At 47.7% G+C, this 24,314-nt stretch carries 22 protein-coding genes and 1 other annotated feature; of the genes, 12 read left to right on the forward strand and 10 right to left on the reverse strand.

The features are described from left to right. Window positions 1-43: 43 nt before the first annotated feature. Window positions 44-763 carry a YwaF family protein gene (locus K3G25_RS03735; protein WP_029974134.1) on the forward strand — a complete coding sequence of 240 codons (720 nt, stop codon included), beginning with the start codon at window positions 44-46 and terminating at the stop codon, window positions 761-763. A 195-nt stretch (window positions 764-958) separates the two neighbouring features. Beyond that, entirely contained in the window at window positions 959-2,143 is a 1,185-nt protein-coding gene (locus K3G25_RS03740) for an MDR family MFS transporter (RefSeq protein ID WP_022553639.1), read from the forward strand. 42 nt (window positions 2,144-2,185) lie between these two features. On the opposite strand, the gene K3G25_RS03745 is transcribed toward K3G25_RS03740, so the two are convergent. Next, window positions 2,186-2,971: a YtvA family blue-light photoreceptor gene (locus K3G25_RS03745; RefSeq protein WP_232489735.1), complete on the reverse strand. Its 786-nt coding sequence runs from the start codon at window positions 2,969-2,971 to the stop codon at window positions 2,186-2,188. A 388-nt stretch (window positions 2,972-3,359) separates the two neighbouring features. Here K3G25_RS03745 and K3G25_RS03750 point away from each other — a divergent pair, with 388 nt between their 5' ends. The 4 genes from K3G25_RS03750 to K3G25_RS03765 all read left to right on the forward strand — a co-directional run bounded on the left by K3G25_RS03750 (window position 3,360) and on the right by K3G25_RS03765 (window position 7,523). After that, on the forward strand, window positions 3,360-3,695 hold the full coding sequence (locus K3G25_RS03750; protein WP_015418038.1) for a DUF4257 domain-containing protein: 336 nt from the start codon (window positions 3,360-3,362) through the stop codon (window positions 3,693-3,695). A gap of 102 nt (window positions 3,696-3,797) precedes the next feature. Beyond that, window positions 3,798-4,011 (forward strand) — a binding site (T-box leader). 109 nt (window positions 4,012-4,120) lie between these two features. Then, window positions 4,121-6,535 carry a leucine--tRNA ligase gene (leuS, locus tag K3G25_RS03755; RefSeq protein ID WP_022553637.1) on the forward strand — a complete coding sequence of 805 codons (2,415 nt, stop codon included), beginning with the start codon at window positions 4,121-4,123 and terminating at the stop codon, window positions 6,533-6,535. 116 nt (window positions 6,536-6,651) lie between these two features. Beyond that, on the forward strand, window positions 6,652-6,963 hold the full coding sequence (locus K3G25_RS03760; RefSeq protein WP_007613212.1) for a rhodanese-like domain-containing protein: 312 nt from the start codon (window positions 6,652-6,654) through the stop codon (window positions 6,961-6,963). An 83-nt stretch (window positions 6,964-7,046) separates the two neighbouring features. Further along, entirely contained in the window at window positions 7,047-7,523 is a 477-nt protein-coding gene (locus K3G25_RS03765; protein WP_014418678.1) for a GNAT family N-acetyltransferase, read from the forward strand. A 36-nt stretch (window positions 7,524-7,559) separates the two neighbouring features. On the opposite strand, the gene melA is transcribed toward K3G25_RS03765, so the two are convergent. The 5 genes from melA to K3G25_RS03790 are packed head-to-tail and all read right to left on the reverse strand — an operon-like array spanning window position 7,560 to window position 12,954. Then, window positions 7,560-8,858, reverse strand: a complete 1,299-nt coding sequence (gene melA / locus K3G25_RS03770) for an alpha-galactosidase MelA (protein WP_038461570.1) — start codon at window positions 8,856-8,858, stop codon at window positions 7,560-7,562. 22 nt (window positions 8,859-8,880) lie between these two features. After that, window positions 8,881-9,702, reverse strand: coding sequence for a carbohydrate ABC transporter permease (locus K3G25_RS03775; RefSeq protein WP_014418676.1), 822 nt, complete (start codon window positions 9,700-9,702; stop codon window positions 8,881-8,883). Continuing rightward, entirely contained in the window at window positions 9,699-10,613 is a 915-nt protein-coding gene (locus tag K3G25_RS03780) for a carbohydrate ABC transporter permease (protein WP_094296093.1), read from the reverse strand. Before K3G25_RS03780 ends, K3G25_RS03775 begins: the two co-directional genes overlap by 4 nt. Next, window positions 10,610-11,887: an ABC transporter substrate-binding protein gene (locus K3G25_RS03785; protein WP_110124305.1), complete on the reverse strand. Its 1,278-nt coding sequence runs from the start codon at window positions 11,885-11,887 to the stop codon at window positions 10,610-10,612. Before K3G25_RS03785 ends, K3G25_RS03780 begins: the two co-directional genes overlap by 4 nt. Before the next feature lie 41 nt (window positions 11,888-11,928). Next, complete coding sequence (locus K3G25_RS03790; protein ID WP_038459551.1) at window positions 11,929-12,954, reverse strand: LacI family DNA-binding transcriptional regulator; 1,026 nt, start codon at window positions 12,952-12,954, stop codon at window positions 11,929-11,931. 200 nt (window positions 12,955-13,154) lie between these two features. Here K3G25_RS03790 and K3G25_RS03795 point away from each other — a divergent pair, with 200 nt between their 5' ends. Further along, complete coding sequence (locus K3G25_RS03795; protein ID WP_003152309.1) at window positions 13,155-13,337, forward strand: sporulation protein Cse60; 183 nt, start codon at window positions 13,155-13,157, stop codon at window positions 13,335-13,337. 35 nt (window positions 13,338-13,372) lie between these two features. Here the strand turns inward: K3G25_RS03795 and K3G25_RS03800 are convergent, their stop codons facing one another. Continuing rightward, window positions 13,373-14,908: a glycine betaine transporter OpuD gene (locus K3G25_RS03800; protein WP_232489595.1), complete on the reverse strand. Its 1,536-nt coding sequence runs from the start codon at window positions 14,906-14,908 to the stop codon at window positions 13,373-13,375. 179 nt (window positions 14,909-15,087) lie between these two features. Continuing rightward, the gene (locus K3G25_RS03805) at window positions 15,088-16,353 is read right to left on the reverse strand and encodes a BaiN/RdsA family NAD(P)/FAD-dependent oxidoreductase (RefSeq protein ID WP_007408798.1); all 1,266 of its coding nucleotides are present in this window, start codon (window positions 16,351-16,353) and stop codon (window positions 15,088-15,090) included. 207 nt (window positions 16,354-16,560) lie between these two features. On the opposite strand from K3G25_RS03805, the gene K3G25_RS03810 reads away from it, so the two are divergent. After that, the gene (locus K3G25_RS03810; RefSeq protein ID WP_014418671.1) at window positions 16,561-18,198 is read left to right on the forward strand and encodes a putative polysaccharide biosynthesis protein; all 1,638 of its coding nucleotides are present in this window, start codon (window positions 16,561-16,563) and stop codon (window positions 18,196-18,198) included. 55 nt (window positions 18,199-18,253) lie between these two features. After that, window positions 18,254-18,973, forward strand: coding sequence for a pseudouridine synthase (locus tag K3G25_RS03815; RefSeq protein ID WP_007408795.1), 720 nt, complete (start codon window positions 18,254-18,256; stop codon window positions 18,971-18,973). A 127-nt stretch (window positions 18,974-19,100) separates the two neighbouring features. Here K3G25_RS03815 and K3G25_RS03820 read toward each other — a convergent pair whose 3' ends face one another. Next, window positions 19,101-19,322: a DeoR family transcriptional regulator gene (locus K3G25_RS03820; protein ID WP_003152337.1), complete on the reverse strand. Its 222-nt coding sequence runs from the start codon at window positions 19,320-19,322 to the stop codon at window positions 19,101-19,103. A gap of 280 nt (window positions 19,323-19,602) precedes the next feature. Here K3G25_RS03820 and K3G25_RS03825 point away from each other — a divergent pair, with 280 nt between their 5' ends. Both K3G25_RS03825 and K3G25_RS03830 read left to right on the forward strand, forming a co-directional pair. Continuing rightward, the gene (locus K3G25_RS03825; protein WP_109567136.1) at window positions 19,603-20,307 is read left to right on the forward strand and encodes an ABC transporter ATP-binding protein; all 705 of its coding nucleotides are present in this window, start codon (window positions 19,603-19,605) and stop codon (window positions 20,305-20,307) included. Beyond that, window positions 20,304-21,464, forward strand: coding sequence for an ABC transporter permease (locus K3G25_RS03830; RefSeq protein WP_109567135.1), 1,161 nt, complete (start codon window positions 20,304-20,306; stop codon window positions 21,462-21,464). Before K3G25_RS03825 ends, K3G25_RS03830 begins: the two co-directional genes overlap by 4 nt. 33 nt (window positions 21,465-21,497) lie before the next feature. On the opposite strand, the gene K3G25_RS03835 is transcribed toward K3G25_RS03830, so the two are convergent. Next, window positions 21,498-22,802: an NCS2 family permease gene (locus K3G25_RS03835; RefSeq protein WP_014418668.1), complete on the reverse strand. Its 1,305-nt coding sequence runs from the start codon at window positions 22,800-22,802 to the stop codon at window positions 21,498-21,500. A gap of 95 nt (window positions 22,803-22,897) precedes the next feature. Here K3G25_RS03835 and pepV point away from each other — a divergent pair, with 95 nt between their 5' ends. Further along, window positions 22,898-24,289: a dipeptidase PepV gene (pepV, locus tag K3G25_RS03840; protein ID WP_014418667.1), complete on the forward strand. Its 1,392-nt coding sequence runs from the start codon at window positions 22,898-22,900 to the stop codon at window positions 24,287-24,289. Window positions 24,290-24,314 lie beyond the last annotated feature (25 nt).

Here is a 24,314-nt window from a genome sequence, read left to right on the forward strand (position 1 = left end):
TAAAAGAATAGACATACGTCATTTTCTCGCGCGGGGGAGCCTTATGCAGAAGTATTTTCAATTGAAATCTGAAACAGGAGCCTTTCATCTTTTTTCCAAGGAACACATTTTCACGCTGTTGATCATCGGATTGCTGGGGACGGGCGTGATCATGTTCCGGAAAAAGCTCAACCACGGCCGGCCGAATCGCGTTTTCCGTTATGTACTGTTCATTCTCCTTGCCGTGTCGCAGATCAGCTATCATATATGGCTGCTTTGTCATCATGCCTGGTCGCTGAAAACAGCTCTGCCGCTGCAGCTGAGCGATCTTTCCGTCTATTTGGCGATGCTGATGGTCATGACAAAAAGCGAAAAACTGTTCGCCTTCCTCTATTTTGCCGGTTTGGGCAGCGCCGTACAGGCGATGGCAACACCTGATTTAGGGGCGTATTCTTTCCCGCATTTTCGGTACATCGTGTTTTTCGTCTCTCACGGCTGTGTTTTTCTTACCTGTCTATTCATGGCCGCTTCAGAAAGGTACAGGCCGTCGGCGCGCGGGCTGTGGGTATCGGTGCTGATCGTAAATCTGTACGGGGCGTGTGTCTTTTTTATTGACCGTGTGCTGAATGCAAATTACCTATATTTAATGAAAAAACCGAAGACCGCTTCGCTTCTGAACGTTTTCGGACCTTGGCCGTGGTATCTTCTATCAATGGAAGCGGCGGTGATATTGAGCTTTTTCATTCTGTATATTCCGTTTTGGCTGCTGAGGAAAAGAGCGTGAGGCCGGCCTGTTTTTGTGAATCCAATCATTTGTAATTTTTTCAACATTCCGGCATTATTTTTTTCAGATTCTGATGTTGAAAAAAGACGTCCGCGGCGATAGAATGAATGTGCTATGATAACGTGTTCGATACGGAGCCGCGGCTTGCGGTTTCCGTTTTTTCATGGGATTTTTTATAGAGAGAGGGGGATCGGTATGCCGCGCGCTTTGAAGATATTAATCATCGGAATGTTTATCAATGTGACGGGCGCATCTTTTTTGTGGCCGCTGAATACGATCTATATTCATAATCATTTAGGGAAATCGCTGACTGTTGCGGGGATTGTTCTGATGCTGAATTCCGGTGCCAGTGTGGCGGGGAATTTATGCGGCGGATTTTTGTTTGATAAAATCGGCGGATTCAAATCCATTATGCTCGGCATTATGATCACATTGGCAAGTCTTCTCGGACTCGTTCTGTTTCACCAATGGCCTGTTTATATTTGGCTGCTCATCATTGTCGGCTTCGGTTCCGGTATCGTGTTTCCGGCCAGTTACGCCATGGCGGGAGCGGTATGGAAAGAAGGCGGGCGGAGAGCTTTTAATGCGATTTATGTAGCTCAGAACGCAGGTGTCGCCGTCGGCTCGGCACTCGGCGGGATGGTTGCGGCGTACTCGTTTACGTACGTGTTTTTAGCCAATGCTATGCTGTATGTGCTGTTTTTCCTTATCGTATTTTTCGGGTTTCGAAATATCAAAACCGGAAATGCGAGCCAGGTTTCTGTCCTGGACTACGAGCCTGTCAGCAGCAGAACGAAATTTACGGCGCTTCTCATATTGAGCGGCGGGTATGTTCTCGGGTGGATTGCCTATTCTCAGTGGTCCACAACCGTTGCGTCACATACTCAAAGCATCGGTATGCCGCTTTCATTATACAGTGTGCTCTGGACCGTAAACGGAATATTAATTGTCGCCGGACAGCCTCTCATAGGAGTTGTTTTGAAAAAATGGTCCGGTGCGTTAAAAACGCAGATGGTCATCGGCTTTTGTATTTTTATCGTCTCGTTCGGCGTGCTTCTCAGCGCCAAGCAATTTCCGATGTACCTCACCGCAATGGTGATTTTAACCGTCGGAGAAATGCTTGTCTGGCCTGCCGTGCCTACCATTGCCAATCAGCTTGCGCCTAAGGGGAAAGAAGGGTTTTACCAAGGATTCGTCAACAGTGCGGCGACGGGCGGCAGAATGATCGGGCCGCTTCTTGGCGGCGTGCTGGTTGATCAGTACGGAATGAGCGTGCTGCTGTTGATCCTGATGGTGCTTCTTGTTGTCAGCATCGCAGCGACGGTGCTGTACGACAAACGCTTGAAAACCGTTAATAAACAAAACGTCCAAGTGCGATGACGACATAAAAAAAATCCCGCTGTTTCGGCGGGATTTTTTTGTTTATACGACCGGAAGCACGTTGACCGCGTCCTTAACGTTTAAATATGTCTTTAATGAAGAAAAGCTGGCATCAAGCTGATTCATTCTCATGGCGAGGGAAGGCTTGATCCCGGTGATAATCAATTCCGTGCCGATTAATTTAAGCAGGTGGTGCAATTTGAAAATCCGGTCTGCGGTCTGTTCGTTTACCTCGGCCAGACCTGATAAGTCTATAATTAAGTAATCATCTTTAGATGCGGTTAATATGTCCGTCAAAGTTGTCACGATTGAATCAAATCGTTCTTCCGTTAAGTTTCCCACTAACGGCAAAGCGGAGATGCCGTTTCGGATCGGAACAATCGGCGTTGACAGCGTCGTGATTTCTGCGAGGGAATCCTCAAGGAGCTTTTCGTATTCTTTCTGCTCTGTGATGTCTTTTTGAAAACCGACAAAATAGAGCTTGTCTTCAACATACAGAGGATCAATGTTGAGTTCATTCCAAAATGGGGTGCCGTCTTTTTTGACATTTTTCAGCCGCACCGTGATCTTTTCTTTCTGGTTTAAGCTCTTTCTTATTTTCGCGACTTGTTGACGGTCGGTTTCTTTGCTTTGCAGAAATCTGCAGTTCTTACCTAATATCTCTTCGGAAGAGTAGCCTGTCATATCCATAAATCCCTGATTTGTATATATGATGGGATTGTCCTCAAGAGAGGGGTCTGTAATCACCACGCCGATGCGTGCGTGATCAAGCGCCTTTTTGATAAGCTCCAGCTGCTCCGGTTTTCCGGATACATTTGAGTCAGCCATGTAAAACCCCCTTTTGGCCGTAAAGCTGCGCGCTTTTTCAGCCATTGTTTCTCCCCTTTTTAAATGAATCTACAGTAACCGTAGCATAACATATGTTCTGATTCAAGCAGCCGAAGTTTGCAATTTGTCATTCGGGCTTGTCCTCATATACACTGAATATATAAGGGGAAGGCACATCATCGCTAAGTAAGTGACTAGGTCATTGTCACTGGGTGAAAAATGAATCTAATGCATCAAGCTTACCGATCATGTGTTCACATATAATGGAAGAAACAAGCTTTTTACTTTCCTGCTCAATCGCCGGTATGTAGATATCGAAAATCATCGTATTCGTAAGGGGGCTGGATGGCCTGAAGTCGCTTTACTAAATAAGGGCTTTAGGAAGGTGATGAAGATGCTGCATCAGGTAATAATTGCTTGTGTAATTGGAGGAATCATGGGGGTTCTCGGTCATGTGAAAAAGAGAGGCAGGCTGGAGAAACCCAGAATGACAAAGCGGTTTATCTATCTCGGTTTTTTGGAAGATGGTTTTATCGGAATGGCTGCTTCCATCTTACTTGTCTTATCCGCTGACCCCGATTCAGGAATTCAACTCGTCATCTTATCCATAATCGCAGGCTACGGCGGAGAAGCTGTTCTCAGGAGCTTTGATTTTGTCAGAGAACAAAACAGTGATTCGGCCGAAGCAAAACCACACCAGCAAAAAAACCCTCCATCAAAATAATATCCCCGCTCATGACCCGTTCCGGGTACATTCCCATTGTATACAAACCTGCTTGCACTTATGAACAGAATTCTATAAAATACAGGTAAGATTACGGTAGCGATAAGAACAGTGAAGAGGAGCAGTAAGAAGCAGATTTTGCAATCAGAGAGTTGACGGCCGGTGCAAGTCAATCAAGTCTGTTTCCGAACTCGCCTCAGAGTTGCAGCGGCAAAACCGCTGACGCATAACTGCGTTAAAAGTATCAAGTGAGTGCGGCTTAAAAGCGCGCTAACGAGGGTGGTACCGCGGGAAACAAAAATCTCTCGTCCCTTTTTGGGATGAGGGAGTTTTTTTTAGTTTTAGAATAATCTGAATATAATCTTCCTCATCCCGTCAATACTTGGACTACATACGCCGTATTCAATCAGAAGGAGGTTTTTACGTTGAGTTTTCAGCACGAAAAAATAGAAAAGAAATGGCAGAATTACTGGTTGGATCATAAAACGTTCGCCGTCAGTGAAGAGAATGACAAGCCGAAGTTTTACGCGCTTGACATGTTCCCGTATCCTTCAGGAGCCGGCCTTCATGTCGGACATCCGGAAGGCTATACGGCAACCGATATCCTTTCGCGCATGAGACGCATGCAAGGATACAATGTGCTTCATCCGATGGGATGGGACGCGTTCGGGCTTCCTGCCGAGCAATACGCGCTTGACACGGGGAATGATCCGGCTGAGTTCACAAAACAAAATATAGATAATTTCCGCCGTCAGATTCAATCGCTCGGATTTTCTTATGACTGGGATCGTGAAATCAATACGACTGATCCGGACTATTACAAATGGACGCAATGGATCTTCACTAAGCTGTACGAAAAAGGGCTCGCTTACGTAGACGAAGTGCCGGTCAACTGGTGCCCGGCGCTCGGAACGGTGCTTGCGAACGAAGAAGTCATTGACGGCAAAAGCGAGCGGGGCGGCCATCCGGTTGAACGCCGCCCGATGAGACAATGGATGCTGAAAATCACCGCTTATGCGGACAGGCTTCTTGAAGATTTAGAAGAACTTGACTGGCCGGAAAGCATTAAAGACATGCAGCGCAACTGGATCGGACGCTCAGAAGGCGCAAACGTGCATTTCGCGATCGACGGCACTGATGACACGTTTACCGTGTTTACGACAAGACCGGACACGCTGTTCGGCGCGGCTTATGCCGTACTGGCTCCTGAGCATGAGCTTGTGGAGGCCATCACGACGCCTGAACAAAAAGAAGCGGTAGACGCTTATGTTAAAGAAGTTCAGGCGAAAAGTGACCTGGAACGGACGGATCTTGCGAAAACAAAAACGGGCGTCTTCACGGGCGCATATGCCGTAAACCCTGCAAACGGAGAAAAGCTGCCGATCTGGATAGCGGATTATGTCCTCGCCTCTTACGGAACGGGCGCTGTAATGGCCGTGCCGGCGCATGATGAACGTGATTTTGAATTCGCCAAAGTGTTCAGCCTGCCTGTCAAAGAAGTCGTAAAAGGCGGAAACACGGAAGAAGAAGCGTACACGGGAGACGGAGAGCATGTCAATTCCGGCTTTCTGAACGGACTGAATAAAGCGGAAGCGATTGAAAAAATGATCGCCTGGCTTGAAGAAACGAAAAACGGTGAGAAAAAAGTGACATACCGCCTGCGTGATTGGCTGTTCAGCCGCCAGCGCTATTGGGGCGAGCCGATTCCGGTTATTCATTGGGAAGACGGCACGTCAACAGCCGTTCCTGCGGAAGAGCTGCCGCTGATTCTGCCGAAAACCGATGAGATCAAACCGAGCGGAACAGGTGAATCACCGCTTGCCAACATTAAAGAGTGGGTGGAAGTCACTGATCCTGAAACGGGCAAAAAAGGCAGAAGAGAAACGAACACGATGCCGCAATGGGCGGGAAGCTGCTGGTATTTCCTCCGCTTTATCGACCCGAAAAATCCGGATCAGCTCGCTTCACCTGAGAAACTGGATAAATGGCTGCCCGTTGATATTTACATCGGAGGAGCGGAGCATGCCGTGCTTCACCTTCTGTACGCGCGTTTCTGGCATAAATTCCTCTACGATATCGGTGTCGTGCCGACGAAAGAACCGTTCCAAAAGCTGTATAACCAAGGAATGATTCTCGGAGAAAACAATGAAAAAATGAGTAAATCCCGCGGAAACGTCGTCAATCCGGATGAAATTGTGGCGTCTCACGGAGCAGATACGCTCCGCCTGTACGAAATGTTTATGGGGCCGCTTGACGCATCTATCGCCTGGTCTGAATCAGGTCTTGACGGAGCGCGCCGCTTCCTTGACCGCGTATGGCGTTTGTTTATCGAGGAAAACGGCGAGCTGACGGGCAAAGTGACAGAAGGCGCGGGCGAAACTCTTGAGCGCGTCTATCATGAAACGGTCATGAAAGTGACAGAAAACTTCGAAGCCCTTCGTTTTAATACGGGCATTTCTCAGCTGATGGTCTTCATTAACGAAGCTTACAAAGCGAATGAACTGCCGAGAGAATATATCGAAGGTTTTGTGAAGCTGCTTTCTCCTATTGCGCCGCATTTGGCGGAAGAACTGTGGGAAAAACTCGGCCACGAAGGTTCGATTGCATACGAGGCTTGGCCTGCTTATGACGAATCAAAACTGGTGGATGATGAAGTGGAAATCGTCGTCCAGCTGAACGGAAAAGTAAAAGCGAAATTAATGGTTCCGGCTGATGCTGATAAAGCAGCATTAGAACAGCTCGCACAAGCTGACGAAAAAGTAAAAGAGCAGCTTGAAGGAAAAACGATCCGAAAAATCATTGCCGTACCGGGCAAGCTTGTCAATATCGTGGCAAACTGACCGGACGAAGCCCCTCTCCTACAGAGAGGGGCTTTTTTATCAGGCCTCTATCATAGAAATTGCACCGCAGGCTTTGGTATACTTAACACCATAAAGATGAATGGGAGTGTCACACATTGAAAATAAATGAAATCAGCACAGCCGCACTGGAAGAAAAATTAAAAGCGGGAGAAGAGCTGTATCTGATTGATGTCAGAGAAGACGAAGAAGTTGCCGAAGGAATGATTCCGCAGGCCGTTCACATCCGCATGGGGGACATCCCTGAGAAGATGGATGCGTTAGACAAGGACAAGGAGTATGTATTTATCTGCCGTTCCGGAAAAAGAAGCATGAACGTTTGTATGTATTTACATGAGCAGGGCTTCCGTACGGTTAATGTTGAAGGCGGCATGCTGGAGTGGGAAGGCGAAACAAAGCCGAAGAAATAACGCTTTGAAGTGGAAGAAGAAAAGGGACGTGCGTCTTTTTCTTCTTTTTTTATAAAAAACGGGAGGCGAATCAGGTGAAACCGATGATCCGCGCTATGAAAACAAACGATATCAAACAGGTCCGGCAAGTCGCAGAACGAAGCTGGCATCATACGTATGAAGGGATTATTCCCAGACACATTCAAGATCAGTTTCTCGAATCCGCCTATCAGGATGAGATGATGGAACGCCGGCTCTTGCATTCTCTGTTCTTTGTGGCAGAAGAAGAGGGGCGAGTGCTCGGTTTTGCAAATGTCACTCCGGTTCAAAAAGACGGAAATGCGGAGCTGACCGCCATCTATATTGACCCGGATTGCCAGGGAAGCGGGATAGGAACGGCACTCCTTAAAGAATGCATCAGGCAGTCCGGCGGGGTAAAAAAGCTTTATGTCCATGCAGAAAAAGAGAACCGCATCGCCTTGTCCTTTTATCAAGCGAAAGGGTTTCAATGGGTATGTGAATTTGAAGAAGACTTTAGGGGACACACCTTACAGACGGTCAAACTGGTGCTGAACATATAAAGCGATCCAGCCTTTCCGGGGCCGGATCGCGAATGATCAGTGATAAGCCGGAAGCCGGTCTTTGTGCGCTTCGAATAAGTCATCGCACAAAGATATGATGTCATTCATGGAAAGCTCGGCGCTCGTATGCGGGTCAAGCATGGCCGCCTGATATACAGCTTCCTTTTTTAATGTAACGGCCGCTTCGATGGTTAAAAGCTGTGTGTTAATGTTTGTTCTGTTGAGCGCCGCGAGCTGCTCCGGAAGTTCGCCCGAATAGGACGGCATAATGTGGTTTTTGACGGCTGTGCAAGGCACTTCAACGACCGCTTTCGCCGGCAGATTCGGTATCAGCCCGGAATTCAGCACATTGCCGCCGAATGTGAACGGACGGCCCGTCTCCATCGCTTCTATAATTCTCGAACCGTATTCTTTTGAGCGTTCATGCGTCAGGTTTTGGTTGTTGATGATGCCGTCTCTCATCGTTTCCCAATTGTTGATTTGTTCCGCGCATCTCCTCGGATATTCATCAAGCGGAATTTGGAGTTCATCTATCAGCTCCGGATACCGGCTTTTTATAAAATACGGGTGATATTCGGCATTATGCTCAGATGATTCCGTTACGTAGCAGCCGAATTTATCCATCAGCTCAAACCGCACCATGTCCTTATGTTTCGTCTTTTGTTTTTCGCGTGCCCGTCTTTTAATTTCCGGATATAAATCAATTCCATCTTTTTTAATCTCCAAAAGCCAAGCCATGTGGTTGATGCCGGCAATGCGTTCTTCCGTACCTTCATGATCCATGCCGAGTGAGTCAAACAGATCTTTGGTACATACCTGGACGCTGTGGCACAGGCCGACCGTTTTGACATTTGTATGTCTGAGCATCGCTCCGGTCAGAGAGGCCATCGGATTTGTATAGTTTAACAGCCACGCATCCGGGCAGACCTCTTCCATGTCTTTTGCGATGTCAAATAAAACGGGGATGGTGCGAAGGGAACGGAAAATGCCGCCTATTCCGACGGTATCGGCAATCGTCTGGCGGAGACCGTACCGCTTCGGGATGTCAAAGTCAATAACCGTCGCGGGTTTATAGCCTCCGACCTGAATGGCGTTTATCACATAGCCGGCGTGTTTAAGCGCCTGTTTTCGGTCATCGTAGGAGATGATGGATATACTCGTATTGTAGCGGTCTCTCATGTTTTCCAGCATGAGCTGGGATTCTTTCAGCCGTACAGCGTCAATATCATAAAGCGCGAATTCAAACCCGTTTAATGCTTCAGTCAGTAAGCAGTCCCCCAGTACATTTTTTGCGAAAATCGTGCTTCCCGCTCCGATAAACGTAATTTTCTTCAACAGAAATTCCTCCCTTTTCTTCTCAGCCTTTGACCGCCCCGGAGGACAGCCCTGAGATAAAATATTTTTGAAGCGCCAAAAACAATACGACCATCGGCAGCATCGCCATAATCGCGGCTGCGGCGACTAAGTGAAGATTGTTCGCGTTTTCGCCGAAGAATCCCGCCATGGCCACGGTCAATGTCTGCACCTGTTGATCTTGTAAAAAGAAAATCGCAAATTGGTAATCGTTCCAGATAAACACGCAGGAAATAATGCAGACCGTTGCGGTAATCGGTTTCAACAAAGGAAACACGATTGTATAAAAAGTCCTGATCAATCCCGCGCCGTCCATCCTCGCGGCTTCCTCAAGCTCTTTCGGAATGGAAGAGCGGATAAACCCTGAATATAAGAAAACGGTCAGCGGCATATATGCAGCCGTATTAATGAGAATGGCTGCGGCATGCGTATTGATCAGCCCCGCATCAGCGACCATCTTGTATAAAGGAACCATGGAAGTCAAAGGCGGGATGATCATGATTGAAATCAAAAGGCCGAAGACGATTTTGTTCAGCTTTGTATTTCTTCTTGCGAGCGGGTATGCGGCAAGCGAACCCATGAAAATTAACAAAGCGGCGGAAACGGCTGTAATGATGATCGTGTTCAGAAAGGATTGCCCGAGAGAGGCACGTTCCCATGCTTCACGAAAATTCTGAAATGAAAAGACGGATGGCAGCGACCATTTTGAACTGTAGTCTCCTTTTGCTTTTAATGACGTGGTCAGCAAAATATAAAAGGGGACAATATGAACGCACGAGATAACGGCTGCCAACAGCGTAAAAATCCGCATTCGGGCTGTTTTCATGACATTTCCGTCTCCTTTCGCTTGAAATACACGAGAGCCGAAAAGCTGATGATAAGAATAATGACGGACATAAATACTCCTTGGGCGGCGGCATATCCCGCATCCTGCCGTTTAAAATATAAATCATACATAAACGTCGACATCGATTGAGAGGAATTGCCCGGCCCGCCTGCGGTCAGCGCGAAAATGACATCAAACAGCTTCAGCCCGCCGATGATATTGATGACCATGTTGATGGTGACAGCCGGCATCAATAAAGGCAGGGTGATGGTGAAAAACGGCTGAAGACCTCCAGCGCCATCCATTTTTGCGGCTTCGTAATAATCTTTCGGAATGCTTTGCAGCCCCGCTAAATATACAATCATCGCAATGCCTGCGTATTGATACGTGTTAATTATGACGATAATCCACGGGTTTGCCGCAGGGCTTGCCAAGACGTTGACAGGACCGATTCCCAGTGCGCCAAGCACATCATTCAGCGCACCCCCGTCATATGAGAAAATAAAATACCAAATGTATCCCATTATCAGCGGACTGATAATGACGGGCAAGTAGACGATCGTTCTTGTGAGCGCCTTCATTTTTAAGCTCTGATTCAAAAGCAGCGCATATAAAAGTCCGAGCATATTCTGAAAAAAAGTGCTTCCGATGCCGTAAAGCAAAGTGTTTTTCACAACAAGCCACGTGTCCGGATCTGTAAAAAGCCTTTTATATTGAGTGACCCCCACCCATTGATACGTCTGTGAGAAGCCGTTCCAGTTTGTAAATGTGATAAAAGCGCCTTTGACAAATGGAAAAATCATGAAAATAAAAACCGTGGCAAGAGCGGGAACGTACATCCACCACAGTGACGCGGGTTTTACCGGCTTTTGATGTTGAAATCCTTGGGTTTCTCTTGCAAGATCACTCATTCTTTTTCAGCTCCCCGTGAATCAGATTGAAGCCGGAGCCGCTTATATTCCCTGCCGAGTTTCGCTGAAATTTCAGCGGGGGTTAAGATATCGGCCATCAGCTCCTGCCCGGCTGTTCCCATCACATCCCACATTCCGTTCGGCAAATAAAGGCGGTCAAAATAAGGCTGCACCTTAATATGCTGATAGCGCTTATAGTCATTTGCGTAGAAAATGTCCGTTTGCACATTCACTAATCCGGCCGGAAGCGAGGTCGCTTCGGCAATTGATTTTGCATGCTCGGGTCGGGCCATAAATGCGATAAACTGTTTCGCTTCTTCAAGCCGCGGGGAATCCTTGAATGCCGCCAGCGTGTAACGTTCGCCTCCGATCCAAACCGGCGCGTCTCCCTTGTGGACGGCCGGGGTCGGTATGATGCCGACTTTTACCTTCGGATTGATTTGAGCGACGTCTTGGCCGAGGGTGCCGCCCTGCAGCGTAAAGGCGATTTTGTTTTGCGCCATCAGTTCAATGAGCTGGGACCGTTTTGCCGTCACGGCATCTATATTGAGCAGGTTTTCCTTTTGCATCTCTTTCAGTTTGTCAGATAAATAGGTGAAGTGTGTCCAGCGGAAGGTTCCGTTTAACAGCTGTTTTTTGTAACGGTGTGCGGGATCTGTGATGAGAAGCGGTGCGGCGAATTGATCGTAATATTGGGCAAATGAGCTTTTCTCATAGCCGGCAAACCAAAAGGGGGTGATTGTTCCGCCGCTTTTTTCTTTAATCTGTCTCAGTGCCTTCATAAAATCATCCATTGTTTCCGGCGGTTTGATTCCGTATTTCTCCAACAACGTGCGGTTGTAGGCCAGTCCGTCCTTTGCCTGATTCAGAGGGAAGGCGTATATTCTGCCTTTGGCGTCTTTGAGCATGCTGTTTAAATTCGGATCGAGCCGCTTCGTCCAAGACATGCCGCTGAGGTCAGCGGTATATTCTCCGTAGCGGATTTTGGCCCAGCCGTGTGTGTCGAAAAGATCGGGCATATCACCGGCCGCCATTCTGACCCTCATCATATTTTCGTAGTCATTGCCTGGGAAATGAACGTTTACTTTAATGTCCGGATGTTCTTTTTGGAATGAATCAGCCAACTTTCTGAATACGGCGCGTTCGCTGTCTGAGGATATGGTGGAATAGACTGTCAATGTTTTCTGCTTTTCTCCGGCGCCGCTCTGTTCTGCCGAGCAGCCGGGAAGTATCATGCAAGTAAAAGAAAGAAACAAAGCCAGTAAGCGTTTCATCTTTTCCTCCTTTAAATATGATAGTAACGCTGCGGGACACGTCACCTCCTTTCTTGTGAGCCGCAGCTTTGTCTGACAATCAATGAAGTGGGGAGCGTCACGGCCAGCGGGACGGTTCTGCCGTTTAAACGGTCGAGAAGCAATTTGACACCCGTCCGGCCCATCTCTTCCGTGTATACTTTTACCGTTGATAACGGCGTGCTGGCGTATTCTGCCTCATCAATTCCGTTGAAGCTGACAACCGCCGTATCGCGCGGGACTTGAAGGCCGGCTTCCTGCAAGGCTTTTAAAGCGCCGACAGCCATCGAATCACTTGCGATAAAAAAGGCATCGGGGAGACTTCCGCCTTTGATGGCTTCATTCATCAGCCGGAACCCTTCGTGCATGCTGTATTCACCGATCAGTACATGCTCCGGCTCGGCGCCGGCCATTTGTAAGAAAGCGGTCAGACGCTTATCCTCAATCGTTTTATTGCTGTTTACGCCGTCTATGACGGTATGCTCCCGCTCCCGGCCGCCGATATAACCTAGCCGCTGATAACCGAGCGACAGAAGATGTTCTATCGCCTTCTGCGCTGCGGCATAAAAATCCACGCTGACGGAATCGTAGCGGGCGGGATCGGGTGTGCCGTTAACAAATACCGCGTGCCTGAAAGCGGCGCTGATATTCGTAAGCGCCTCGTCTTGCAGGCTGCCGATGACGATCACGCCGTCCAGTTCGTGAAACATATGCTCTTGAAAAGAACCGAGATGGATAGAAGATGTGATAAAAACTTTTTGCCGAAAGCATTCTTCCTCAATGCCTTTTCGGATCGCCGAAAAATAAGGATCCTGCCGTTCTTCTTCCGGTGACAGACAGCTGACAACGCCGATCAGGGGCGCTGAATCGCTGCGGCTGCGGTTCTTCCGTTTTTTTGCCGACGGCTGATAGCCCAGCTCATCGGCGATCCTCAGAACTTTTTCTCTTGTTTCATCAGTCACGGCCAAAGAGTCATCCTTATTTAAAATTCTCGATACTGTCGCGCTGGATACAGATGCCTGTAAGGCAATATCTTTGAGACGGACCATTTCGCATCTCCTTTTTACTAAATATTTACTAAACAGAAATGACCTGGTTATTGTTAAAATGATATTATCATACGTTAGTAAGCGTTTTCAATAACTATTTTTGGTTGCTTTTAGTAAAAATCAGTAAAAAAGAAAATCTGTTTTTCTCTATCATATTTCAATTGAACCGGAATAAATTGATAGAGAAAGGAGAGGGTGATGTGCTGAAGATAGCTGTTTTTGATGAGGAGCATGAAAAGGATCTGCAGACTGAAGTCAATACATTTTTAAAGGGGATTTCTGATGAACAGCTCGTTGATATTAAATATACGGTAGCGGCGGCCTGTGATCCTGAAGGTGAGCAGCTTTATTGTTTTTCCGCTCTCATTTTATACCGAAAATAAAAAAGCCCGGACGAAATGCCGGGCTTCTTTGTGCATTATGCTTTTTTGACGCGGGGACTTCTCGGTTTTTGGTATTTCTCCGCTTGTTTGATTCCTTTTCTCTCGCTCGCTAATGACTTGTACAGAGACACGATCATCAGAAGGATCACGACTGAAAACGGAACCGCGGCGAGAATGGCCGTGTTTTGCAGTGCGGCCAGACCGCCGGAATATAATAATACCGCTGCCACGGCGGACTGGATGATGCCCCAGATGATTTTCACCCGGTTTGAAGGGTTTAATGAGCCGTAAGACGTTTGCATTCCAAGCACAAATGTCGCTGAATCCGCTGATGTAATAAAGAATACAGCGATCAGAACAAGCGTTAATACGGATGTCACCATTGTCAGCGGATAGTGGCTGAGTGCGCCGAACAGCATCGTATCCGTTGACATTCCCGCGACATTGAATACGCCTTTCTGCTGAAGATCCATCGCGGATACACCGAAGATTGCAAACCATAAGAAAGCCAATATACAAGGTGTCACCAACACCCCGATTAAAAATTCCCGGATCGTCCGGCCCCTTGATACACGGGCGATAAAAATGCCGACAAACGGCGACCAGGATATCCACCAGGCCCAATAGAAAATGGTCCAGCTGTTAATCCATTCGCGTTTTTGGGGATCATTCGGAGACAAGCGAAAGCTCATCTGCACGATATTTTGGATGTATTGGCCGATAGAATCGGTAAATGAGTTCATAATCAGCACCGTCGGGCCTGCAATGAGCATAAAGATCATTAAAATACCCGCGAGCGCCATGTTGGTATTGCTTAAGTATTTAATCCCTTTGCCGATTCCGCTCCACGCAGAAATCAAAAATAACACGGTCACGACAGCGATCAGGATCAGCTGAATGGAAAATGTTTTCGGAATGCCGAATAAATAATGCAGACCGCCGTTGATCTGAGTCGCTCCGAGCCCTAAGCTTGTCGCCACACCGACAACGGTCGCAAACACCGCGATACAGTCAATCGCTTTGCCGATCGGCCCGTTTACTTTATCGCCCAAAAGCGGTGTCAGTGTGCTGCTGATCAAACCGGGCGCGTCTTTTCTGAATTGAAAATATGCGATACATAAAGCGACGACCGCATAGATGGCCCAAGCGTGCAGCCCCCAGTGGAAAAATGTGTACCGGAGCGCATCACGAAATGCTTGGGGCGTTTCTGTTTCACCTGAGGGAGAGCTGATGGCGTAATGGCTGATCGGTTCCGCAGCCCCGTAAAATACCAAACCGATTCCCATGCCTGCGCTGAAAAGCATGGCAAACCATGATAATAAGCCGAATTCCGGTTTTTCCCCGGGTTTTCCGAGTTTTATTGTGCCGATCGGACTCACAATGAGAAAGAGACAGAAACCGACAAATATAGAAACGACCAGCAGATAATACCAGCCGAAAGAATCCGTAATAAATTTTTGTGCCGTATCAGTGACTTGCTGCAGGCTGTCAGGAGAAATGGCCCCCCATAAAACCGCAGCTGCTGTGATGACAATCACAATCCAAAAAACACTGGAGATGTTCTTCTTCAAACGTTCTCACCCTCTGACTATTTTTTTCAATACGCCATTTTGTTTTAGTGTGGTCGTACGATTACAGATCATTCCTTTCTTCCTATTCCCTCAATCAGGTGAAACAAAACGCAGAAAACTCTATCATGTTTTTGGTCAATTATCAACGGGGACGCTCAGGTAAATGCGCTTTAAACCATTTAGAGCGAGCGTGAGAAACGTCCTGCATTCAAACCGGCGAGACGACCCGTGACAAAGGCTGAAGTGATATTGTAGCCCCCGGTATAGCCGTGAATGTCGAGTATTTCTCCGCAAAAATATAAGCCTTCCATTTTTTTAGACGCCATTTGTTTCGGCTCAATCTCTTTTACGGAAACACCTCCGCCTGTGACAAACGCTTTGTCCAAAGAAAGCGTTCCGTCAGCGGCAACCGTAAATTGTTTGCAGTCTTTGACAAAAGCCCTGAATTGATCCTTCGGCAGTTCCGTAAAGCTTGTCTGCGGATCAAGACCGTTCCGTTCCAGAAGAAAAAGCAGGTACCGTTCCTGCATCCACGGCTTCAGCGCGTTTTTGAGCGCTTTTTTCGGTGCGTCTTTCAGTTCCTTGTGCATCTTTTGAAATAACTCTTCCTCGTTGATGCCGGGAAACAGATCGATGCGGAGTTTGACCTCTGGCTGCTTTTTCAGTTCTTTGACGACAAACTGGCTGCAGCGGAGAATGGCGGGGCCTGACAAGCCGAAATGGGTAAACAGCATGTCCATCACGTGTGTGACGATTGGTTTTCCTTTTTTATTCAGGACGCTGACGGCCGCGTTTCTAAGAGACAGCCCCTGAAGTGTTTTTTGTTTAATAAACGGTTCTGACGACGTAACCGGCACTTCCGTCGGAAAGAGTTCGGTCACGGTATGACCAGCCGCTTCCGCCCATGCATAGCCGTCTCCGGTGCTGCCGGTATGCGGGACTGATTTTCCGCCGACCGCGATAATGACGGCGTCTGCGTTAATGTGTTCGTCATTGTTTGTCGTAATGCCTGCTGTCCTGCCGTTCTCGTACCGCACTTCTTTGATTTTTTCATTTGTGCGGATGGTGACATTCAGTTGTTTTAATCGGTTCAAAAGCGCATCGACAACGCTTTGCGCTTTGTCCGTCACCGGGAACATGCGCCCGTGGTCTTCTTCTTTCAGCTGAATGCCGAGTTTTTCAAAAAAGGCGATGATATCTTCATTATTAAATTCGGAAAACGCGCTGTATAAAAAGCGGCCGTTGCCGGGGATGTGTTTGATGATTTCTTCAACGGGGAGGCGGTTGGTCACGTTGCAGCGCCCGCCGCCGGAAATCGCCAGCTTCCGTCCCAGCTTGTTTCCTTTATCGATTAATAATACGTCCGCCCCTTCTTCGCCTGCGGCAATCGCAGCCATTAAACCGGACGGACCGCCGCCGATCACAATCACGTCATAATGTTTCATATTTCATCAACAACTTTCTTTTTCACGTATAATAGGCGGAAATGTCCGCTTTCTGCTATTATAGCGAAAGAAAGGGAATCCTTAAACGTATTTTGTTTTTTAAAGGGTTTTCCCAAAAAGTTTCCCGCTGTAATTATTACCGTCTAATTGCCCAGTTGTGTTAAAATAGAAAAGTTGAATCTTCGTAGAAAATGGTGATGAGGAAACATGTCAAGCAAATTGTTAAGGGGCACGTTCGTGCTGACGCTCGGCACCTATATATCGCGGATTTTAGGGATGATTTATCTGATCCCGTTCGGAGCGATGGTCGGAGCGACGGGCGGAGCTTTGTTTCAATACGGATATAATCAATATACACTGTTTTTAAACATTGCCACGATGGGATTTCCCGCCGCGGTTTCAAAATTTGTCTCGAAATATAACTCCAAAGGAGACTATGAGACGAGCAGGCGGATGCTGAGAGCGGGAATGTCGGTTATGCTCGTAACCGGGATGATCGCTTTTTCAATTCTTTATATTTCGGCGCCGTTTTTTGCGGAAACATCTCTCGGCGGCACGAGTAACAACGGACTTACGATTGACCACGTCGTTTATGTCATCCGGATGGTCAGTCTGGCACTTTTGGTCGTGCCGATTATGAGTCTTGTGCGCGGTTTTTTCCAAGGTCACCAGATGATGGGGCCGACAGCCGTTTCACAGGTTGTGGAGCAGCTTGCCCGGATTATCTTTTTATTGGGCGCAACGTATTTGATTTTAAGAGTGATCAACGGCGGCCTTGTCATCGCAGTCGGATACGCGACTTTCGCGGCGCTGATCGGATCATTCGGAGGGCTTGTCGTCCTTTATATTTACTGGAATAAGCGGAAGGGCGATCTTCTGGCGATGAAGCCGAATCTTGTCCCGTCCGCGAACTTAAGTTATAAAAAAATGTTCATTGAGCTTTTCAGTTATGCCGCTCCTTACGTATTTGTCGGACTGGCGATTCCTTTGTATTCATATATCGATACGAATACGTTTAATAAAGCGATGATTGCGGCGGGCCATAAGGATATCAGCCAGGACATGCTTGCGATTGTCACCCTTTATGTGCCGAAGCTTGTTATGATCCCGGTTTCTCTGGCGACCGCTTTCGGTCTGACGCTGATTCCGACGATTACTGAATCGTTTACGAGCAGGAATTATAAGCTTTTGAACCAGCAGATTAACCAGACGATGCAAATCATTCTGTTTTTGGTTATTCCCGCCGTTGTCGGGATGTCCGTGTTATCGGGTCCGGCCTATACGTTCTTCTACGGCTCTGAAAGTCTTCGCCCGGATATCGGACAGGATATATTGTTCTGGTACGCGCCTGTCGCGATTCTGTTTTCTCTGTTTACCGTAAACGCCGCGATCCTGCAAGGGATTAATAAACAGAAATTTGCTGTCGTGAGCCTTTTCATCGGCGTCATTATAAAAGTGGTGCTGAACGTGCCGCTGATCAAGCTGTTTCAGGGAGACGGGGCCATCCTGGCAACGGCGCTCGGTTATATCGCTTCTCTTCTGTACGGTTTTATCATGATTAAGCGCCATGCGGGCTATTCGTATACGGTACTTATAAAACGGGTCATTTTAATCGCAGTCCTGTCCGTCCTGATGGGAGTCGCGGTCAAGCTGACTCAATGGCTGCTCAGCTTCTTTGTAACATACCAAAGCGGCCAGGTGCATGCGGCGATTGTCGTCTTTGTCTGCGCCGCTGTCGGCGGTGCGGTGTACATGTTTGCCGCGTACCGAATCGGATTTTTACAGAAAATGTTTGGAAACCGTCTGCCCCGCGTTTTGAGAAGAGGCAGGCATTCCGCCCATTAAGAATAATGAATAGTCCGCTTATCGCGGGCTTTTCTTTTTAAAGGAGAGGATCAGGATGAGACTTGATAAGCTGCTTGCCAACAGCGGATTCGGCTCAAGAAAAGATGTGAAAAAAATCGTCAAGGCTGGGGCTGTCATGATTGACGGAGAGCCGGCGAAAGATGTGAAAACCCATGTCGATCCGGAAAAACAGGACATCACGGTATACGGAGAGCCGGCAGATTATCGTGAATTTATTTATGTCATGATGAATAAGCCGCAAGGAGTGCTGTCCGCTACCGAAGACAGCCGCCAGCAAACGGTGGTTGATCTGCTGACGCCTGAAGAACAGCGATTTGAACCGTTTCCGGCGGGACGTCTTGATAAGGATACGGAAGGCTTTTTGCTTTTGACCAATGACGGGCAGCTCGCTCATCGCCTGCTTTCTCCGAAAAAGCATGTGCCTAAAACATATGAGGTCCGGTTAACTTCACCCCTGTCACCGGAAGACATCGTTCATCTGGAAAGAGGCGTCGTCATTGAAGGAGGCTATAAGACGAAGCCGGCAGCCGTTGAAATCATTACAGAAAGCCCGGATGAAACGGTGATTCACTTGACCATTACAGAAGGCAAATATCATCAGGTGAAGCTGATGGCAAAGGCTGTCGGAAATGAAGTGGCTTATTTGAAGCGGCTTTCGATGGGGGCTGTTTCTCTTGACCCGGATCTTAAACCGGGAGAATTCCGCGAGCTGACTGAAGAGGAGCTCGAAACGCTGAGAGGCGCTGAAGTGTAATCGATATCAGAAAAGCCCAAAACAGATTTGTTTTGGGCTTTTTATATAGAGGAACAAAAAACAAGGCAAAGACGCTGCTTTGCCTTGCAGCATGTCAGGCCGAAAAGGGCCTTATGTAATTGTTCGCTTAAGATGTAATTTTCACTTTTTTTCGTGTTGTCTCCCACTTGCCTCGGCTAGGACTATGAACAAGATCATTGTATGCTAACACATTTAAGTCTCGCTGAATGGTTCTAGGTGTAATGCCGAATTCATCAACCAGTTCCTGTGTTGTCACAAGGCCTTTTTCCTGGATGAACATGTAAACTGATTTAATCCGAGTCAGCATACGATTTGTTGAAGGTTTCAAAAAACCACTCCCTATCATAAGATCGGATGGACTTGATATACCACAACTTTCGACTCTAAAACTTCGTACGAATAAGCAACAAAGGATGACATTCTGTTTTTTCTCTTTTAACTGCCTCCATTATACACGATATGGACGACATGAATCTAGGAATAAGCGCAGATAATTTTTTCCAAATGGGTGCCGCCTTGGTGCATTACTATGTCCGGTCCGCTTTTATTATTATGGAAACTGAAACTTTTTTTATACATGTCCGTATGAAAACGGGGGAGTGAGAAGTTTGGGAGAATTATTGAATGCAAACATTGTCTGCGCCGGTTATGCTGACAGGCCGAAGGTGATTTCTGATGTATCTCTGACAGTCAACGCTGGTGAAATTGCCGGTTTAATCGGAGCGAACGGCGCGGGGAAAAGTACAGTGATAAAGGCGGTTCTCGGGCTGTCCCGGGATATAGAAGGCGATATTGAGTGGAATGATTCCTCTTATGCTTACATACCGGAGCGTCCGAGTTTTTACGATGAACTGACGCTTTGGGAGCACCTCGAGCTGACCGGGTCATTGCGGGGTATAGAAGGGGAAGAATGCCGTGAGCGGGCAGGGCGGCTGCTTGAAGAGTTTTCGCTGACGTCTGTAAAACATGATTTGCCTTCCGGCTTTTCAAAAGGGATGCAGCAAAAATTGATGCTCATACAGGCATTTTTGGCGAAGCCGGATATTTACATCATTGATGAGCCTTTTATCGGACTTGATCCGATCTCAACAAAGCTGTTTACCGACATGCTGATTGCTGAGAAAGAAAGGGGCGCGGGGATTTTAATGTGCACTCATGTTCTGGATACGGCGGAAAAAATCTGCGACCGGTTTTATTTGCTGGATCAGGGCGCTCTGCTTCTTCAAGGCACGTTAGAGGAGCTTCAGGAAAAAACGGGGAGCCGTTCACTGCTGGATTGCTTTTATTCAGCGGTTCGGAGCAGTCAGCGATGACCGGGCGGGCTTTGTTTTTTCAAAGGCTGTTTCATTATTGGCGGTATCAATGGAAGGTGTTCCAGACGGTCATTGATTGGACGGTCGCGCTGTATATCGTTCTTCCGGCTGCCGCATTTGCCGTTTATCAATATGCTGATTGGCTGAACGGCAGGGGGCTTCTTAATGGAGCGGCAGGAGTATTAGGGTGGGGCTGGCTGTATGTATTCAGTGCTCTGCTGTTGTGCACGGGTTTTATTCATACCTTTTTGCTGGAAGCGGATCACGTATTTTTGGTGCATGCAAAACATCTGATGCAAAAGCTGAAACGGTATGCGCTTTTGTATTCGATGTTCCTTTCCCTTATCAAATGGGGTGCGTTTGCCGTATTGTTATTTCCCTTATGGCGCCAATACGGTGACTGTACCTTACCGGCATATTCAGGTATGTTTTGCTGTCTGTTCGGCTTCCATACTGCAATATTAGCGGTGCACCGGCACAGAAAAAACAGCAGGCGGACATTCGGGAATCAGGCAGCGGGCTGGCTGAAAGTGATGGTTCTGATGGCGGGGGCGTTTTTTATGATCGTCTTTGCCGCCGAATGGTATTGGCTTTGGCCGGCGGGCTGTATATTGTTCATCTGTTCCGCTCTTTTGACTTGGAAAGGGACGGAGACATTATCAGCCTTTGAGGAAGAAGTGCTTGAGGAGAACAGGCGCAAGCTTTCATTCGCGGCCTCTGTTCTGATGCTCAGCCATGATGTGCAGCTCCCGAATGGTAAAAATAAAGGGCGGAGCAAGCCGTTTTTATATCCCGGCTCAAAGCACATCTTTACAAAACGGTCGGCGTATACGGCGTGGAAAGAATTGTTCTTTAAAGTGCTGATCCGAAACGGCGGGTATCTCCGGCAGCTTTACCTTTTAACCGCGGCTTTTACGGCTCTTATTCTCGTTCTTCCGCTCTTAGTGAAGCCGGCAGTCCTTATTTTATTTGCGATCGTCAGCCGCTATGCCGCGTCGCTTTTATTTGACCGGATCACGGATAAACCGGTTTTAAGCGGTATCAAGAGAGACAGTGATGATTATTTCCGGGCGCGAAACAGCGCATTAACCGTCATTCAAATCATCTGTTCCGCCTGGTGTCTCATTGCCGCGATTCTTTCCGTTCTTTATATGTGAAAATCCCTTTCCGAAAAAGGAAAGGGATTTTTCTTAATGTCCGTTCAAAATAAAAAGCTGAATAAAAAACAGCACGGCGAAGATGATGACTAGAGGATGGATTTCGCGCCATTTTTTCTTAGCTGCTTTAACAAGCGGATATGAAATGAAGCCGAGTGCGATTCCGGTTGAAATACTGGACGTTAAAGGCATCGCCAAAATGACGAGAAAGGCCGGGAACGCTTCATCAAGCTCATTCCAGCGGATATTCGAGACCGCGCCCATCATCAGGCTGCCGACAATAATCAGAGCCGGTGACGTAATCGCGGACACTTCCGATAAGACGCTGACAAGCGGGCTGAAAAACATGGAAACGGCAAACATAACGGCTATCGTCAGCGCCGTCAGACCCGTTCTTCCGCCGGCCGCCACACCTGCTGAAGATTCAACGAACGCGGTCGTCGGGCTGGTGCCGAAGATGCTTCCCACCGTCGTAGCGGTCGAATCAGCCAAAAGCGCTCTTCTGGCATTCGGCAGCTGATTGTTTTTGATCAATCCCGCTTGTTCGGCGACACCGATCATGGTGCCGGTCGTGTCAAAAATCGTAACGAGAAGAAAAGAAAACACAACGGCGTACAGACCGTGATGCACGACATCCCCGAGGGCACCGAACGGATTTGTGATCAAAAGCCCCTCCGGCAGGTGCGGGAAGGACATGAATCCTTTCGCGAAATGGATCTGTCCGGTCAAAAAGGCAATGATAGCGGTCAGCGCCATTCCGATGAACAGAGCCCCGTTTACATTCAGCACCATCAGTACAATACTGATGATAAGTCCGATTAACGTTAAAATGACGGCGGGCGAATGAAGATCGCCGAGTGCGACCAGATTGGATTTATCAGCCGTGATGATTCCGGATTGGCGTAAGCCGATAAAAGCGATAAATAAGCCGATGCCGGTCGTAATTCCGTATTTTAAATTGTCCGGAATCGCTTCTATAAGTTGTTTTCTTAAAGGCGTTAACGATAAAATAATAAAGATGACTCCCGCGATAAAAACGGCACTGAAAGCCGTCTGATACGTAATGCCGCTGCCTGTGCCGACAACGTGAAAGGCGAGATACGCGTTTAAGCCCATGCCGGGGGCAATGGCGATCGGAAAATTCGCAGCGAGAGCCATCCATAAAGTTCCGACAATGGAAGCGATAATCGTCGCGGTGAACACCTGGTCAAACGGAATTCCCGCGTTGGAAAGGATCACCGGATTGACGACAATGATATACACCATTGTGAAAAAGGTGGTCAATCCCGCGGTAATTTCTCTTTTTATTGTCGTTTGATGCTTGTCGAGATGAAACATAAGTACCTCCAATGACGAACATTTTTTCAAAACATCATCTATATTATTCGTTTTATCGACATTTTGCAAGTCTTTATCAAGAAAGGGGATTTGTGATGAACTGGGAAGTTGAAGTCATCAGAAACAAAGAAGATCTGATCCGTGACACGCAGAAGTTTTTGCAGATCAACAGCGTAATGGACGAAACAACAGCCGGTCCCGGCCGGCCGTTTGGAGAAGGCGTCAATGCCAGCCTGACGTCACTGCTGGAATTCGGTGAAAAAGAAGGCTTCACCGTAAAGAATCTTGACGGCTATGCGGGCCATATTGAATGGGGAACGGGTGACGAAATCGTCGGCGTTTTGTGCCACGTCGATGTCGTTCCGCCCGGAGACGGCTGGACGAGCGATCCGTTTTCAGCCGATATCAGGGACGGCCGGATATATGCCAGAGGCGCCATTGATGATAAAGGGCCGACAATGGCGGCGTTTTATGCGCTGAAAATCGTCAAAGACATGCAGCTTCCTTTATCCAAACGCGTGAGAATCATAATCGGAACGGATGAAGAAAGTGATTGGAGATGCGTGGATCACTACTTCAAACACGAAAAAATGCCTGACATCGGCTTTGCTCCTGACGCAGATTTTCCGATCATTAACGCGGAAAAAGGAATTATAGATGCGTCACTGCGCATTGCAAAAAGCGCTTCTGATAAAGACGCAAAAAACGGGCTTCTGTCCTTCCGTTCAGGACTGCGCTTGAACATGGTGCCGGATGCGGCTGAAGCGGTTATTGAAGGGAACGGTCTTGATGCCGTGCACGCATATTTCAGCAAATGGCTTGAGCAGTCAAAAACACAGGGTGAAGCAGTTTCGGAAAATGGAAAACTGACGCTTCGGGTATACGGAAAATCATGCCATGCGATGGAACCGGATAATGGTGTCAATGCCGGCTTAAAGCTTGCTGAATGCCTTAACGGAACGGAGCTGGATGGAGCCGGAAAGCACTTTGTCAAAACCGTCAGTGACTATTTTTCAAATGATACACGAGGCAAAAAGCTGAAAATTGATTGCAGGGATGACATCAGCGGAGAGCTTACATTGAATGTCGGCACCTTTACATACAGAAAGGGTGAGGAAGGAGAACTCGGCATCAACATCCGTTATCCCGTCACTTCAGACAGCAAAGTCATCCGTGATGCTTTTACGTCTGCTGAAGAATTCCGGCTTGAAGAATTTAAAGACAGCAAACCGCACCACGTTTCTGCCGATCATCCGCTCGTAAAGACGCTTCAAAAGGTTTACGAAGGACAGACGGGAAAGAAAGCGGATCTGATTTCAATCGGCGGAGGAACGTATGCGAGATCCCTTTCGGCGGGCGTCGCGTTCGGTCCGCTGTTCCCCGGCCGGCCTGACAGCGCGCATCAAAAGGATGAGTACATTGAAATCGATGACCTTCTTAGGTCAACCGCTTTATACGCCGAAGCCATTTATGAGCTTGCCAAGTGATAATAAAAAGGGACGCCGAAAGCGG

The sequence above is a fragment of the Bacillus sp. FCW2 genome, assembly GCF_021228595.1.
GTDB classification, from domain to species: domain Bacteria; phylum Bacillota; class Bacilli; order Bacillales; family Bacillaceae; genus Bacillus; species Bacillus velezensis.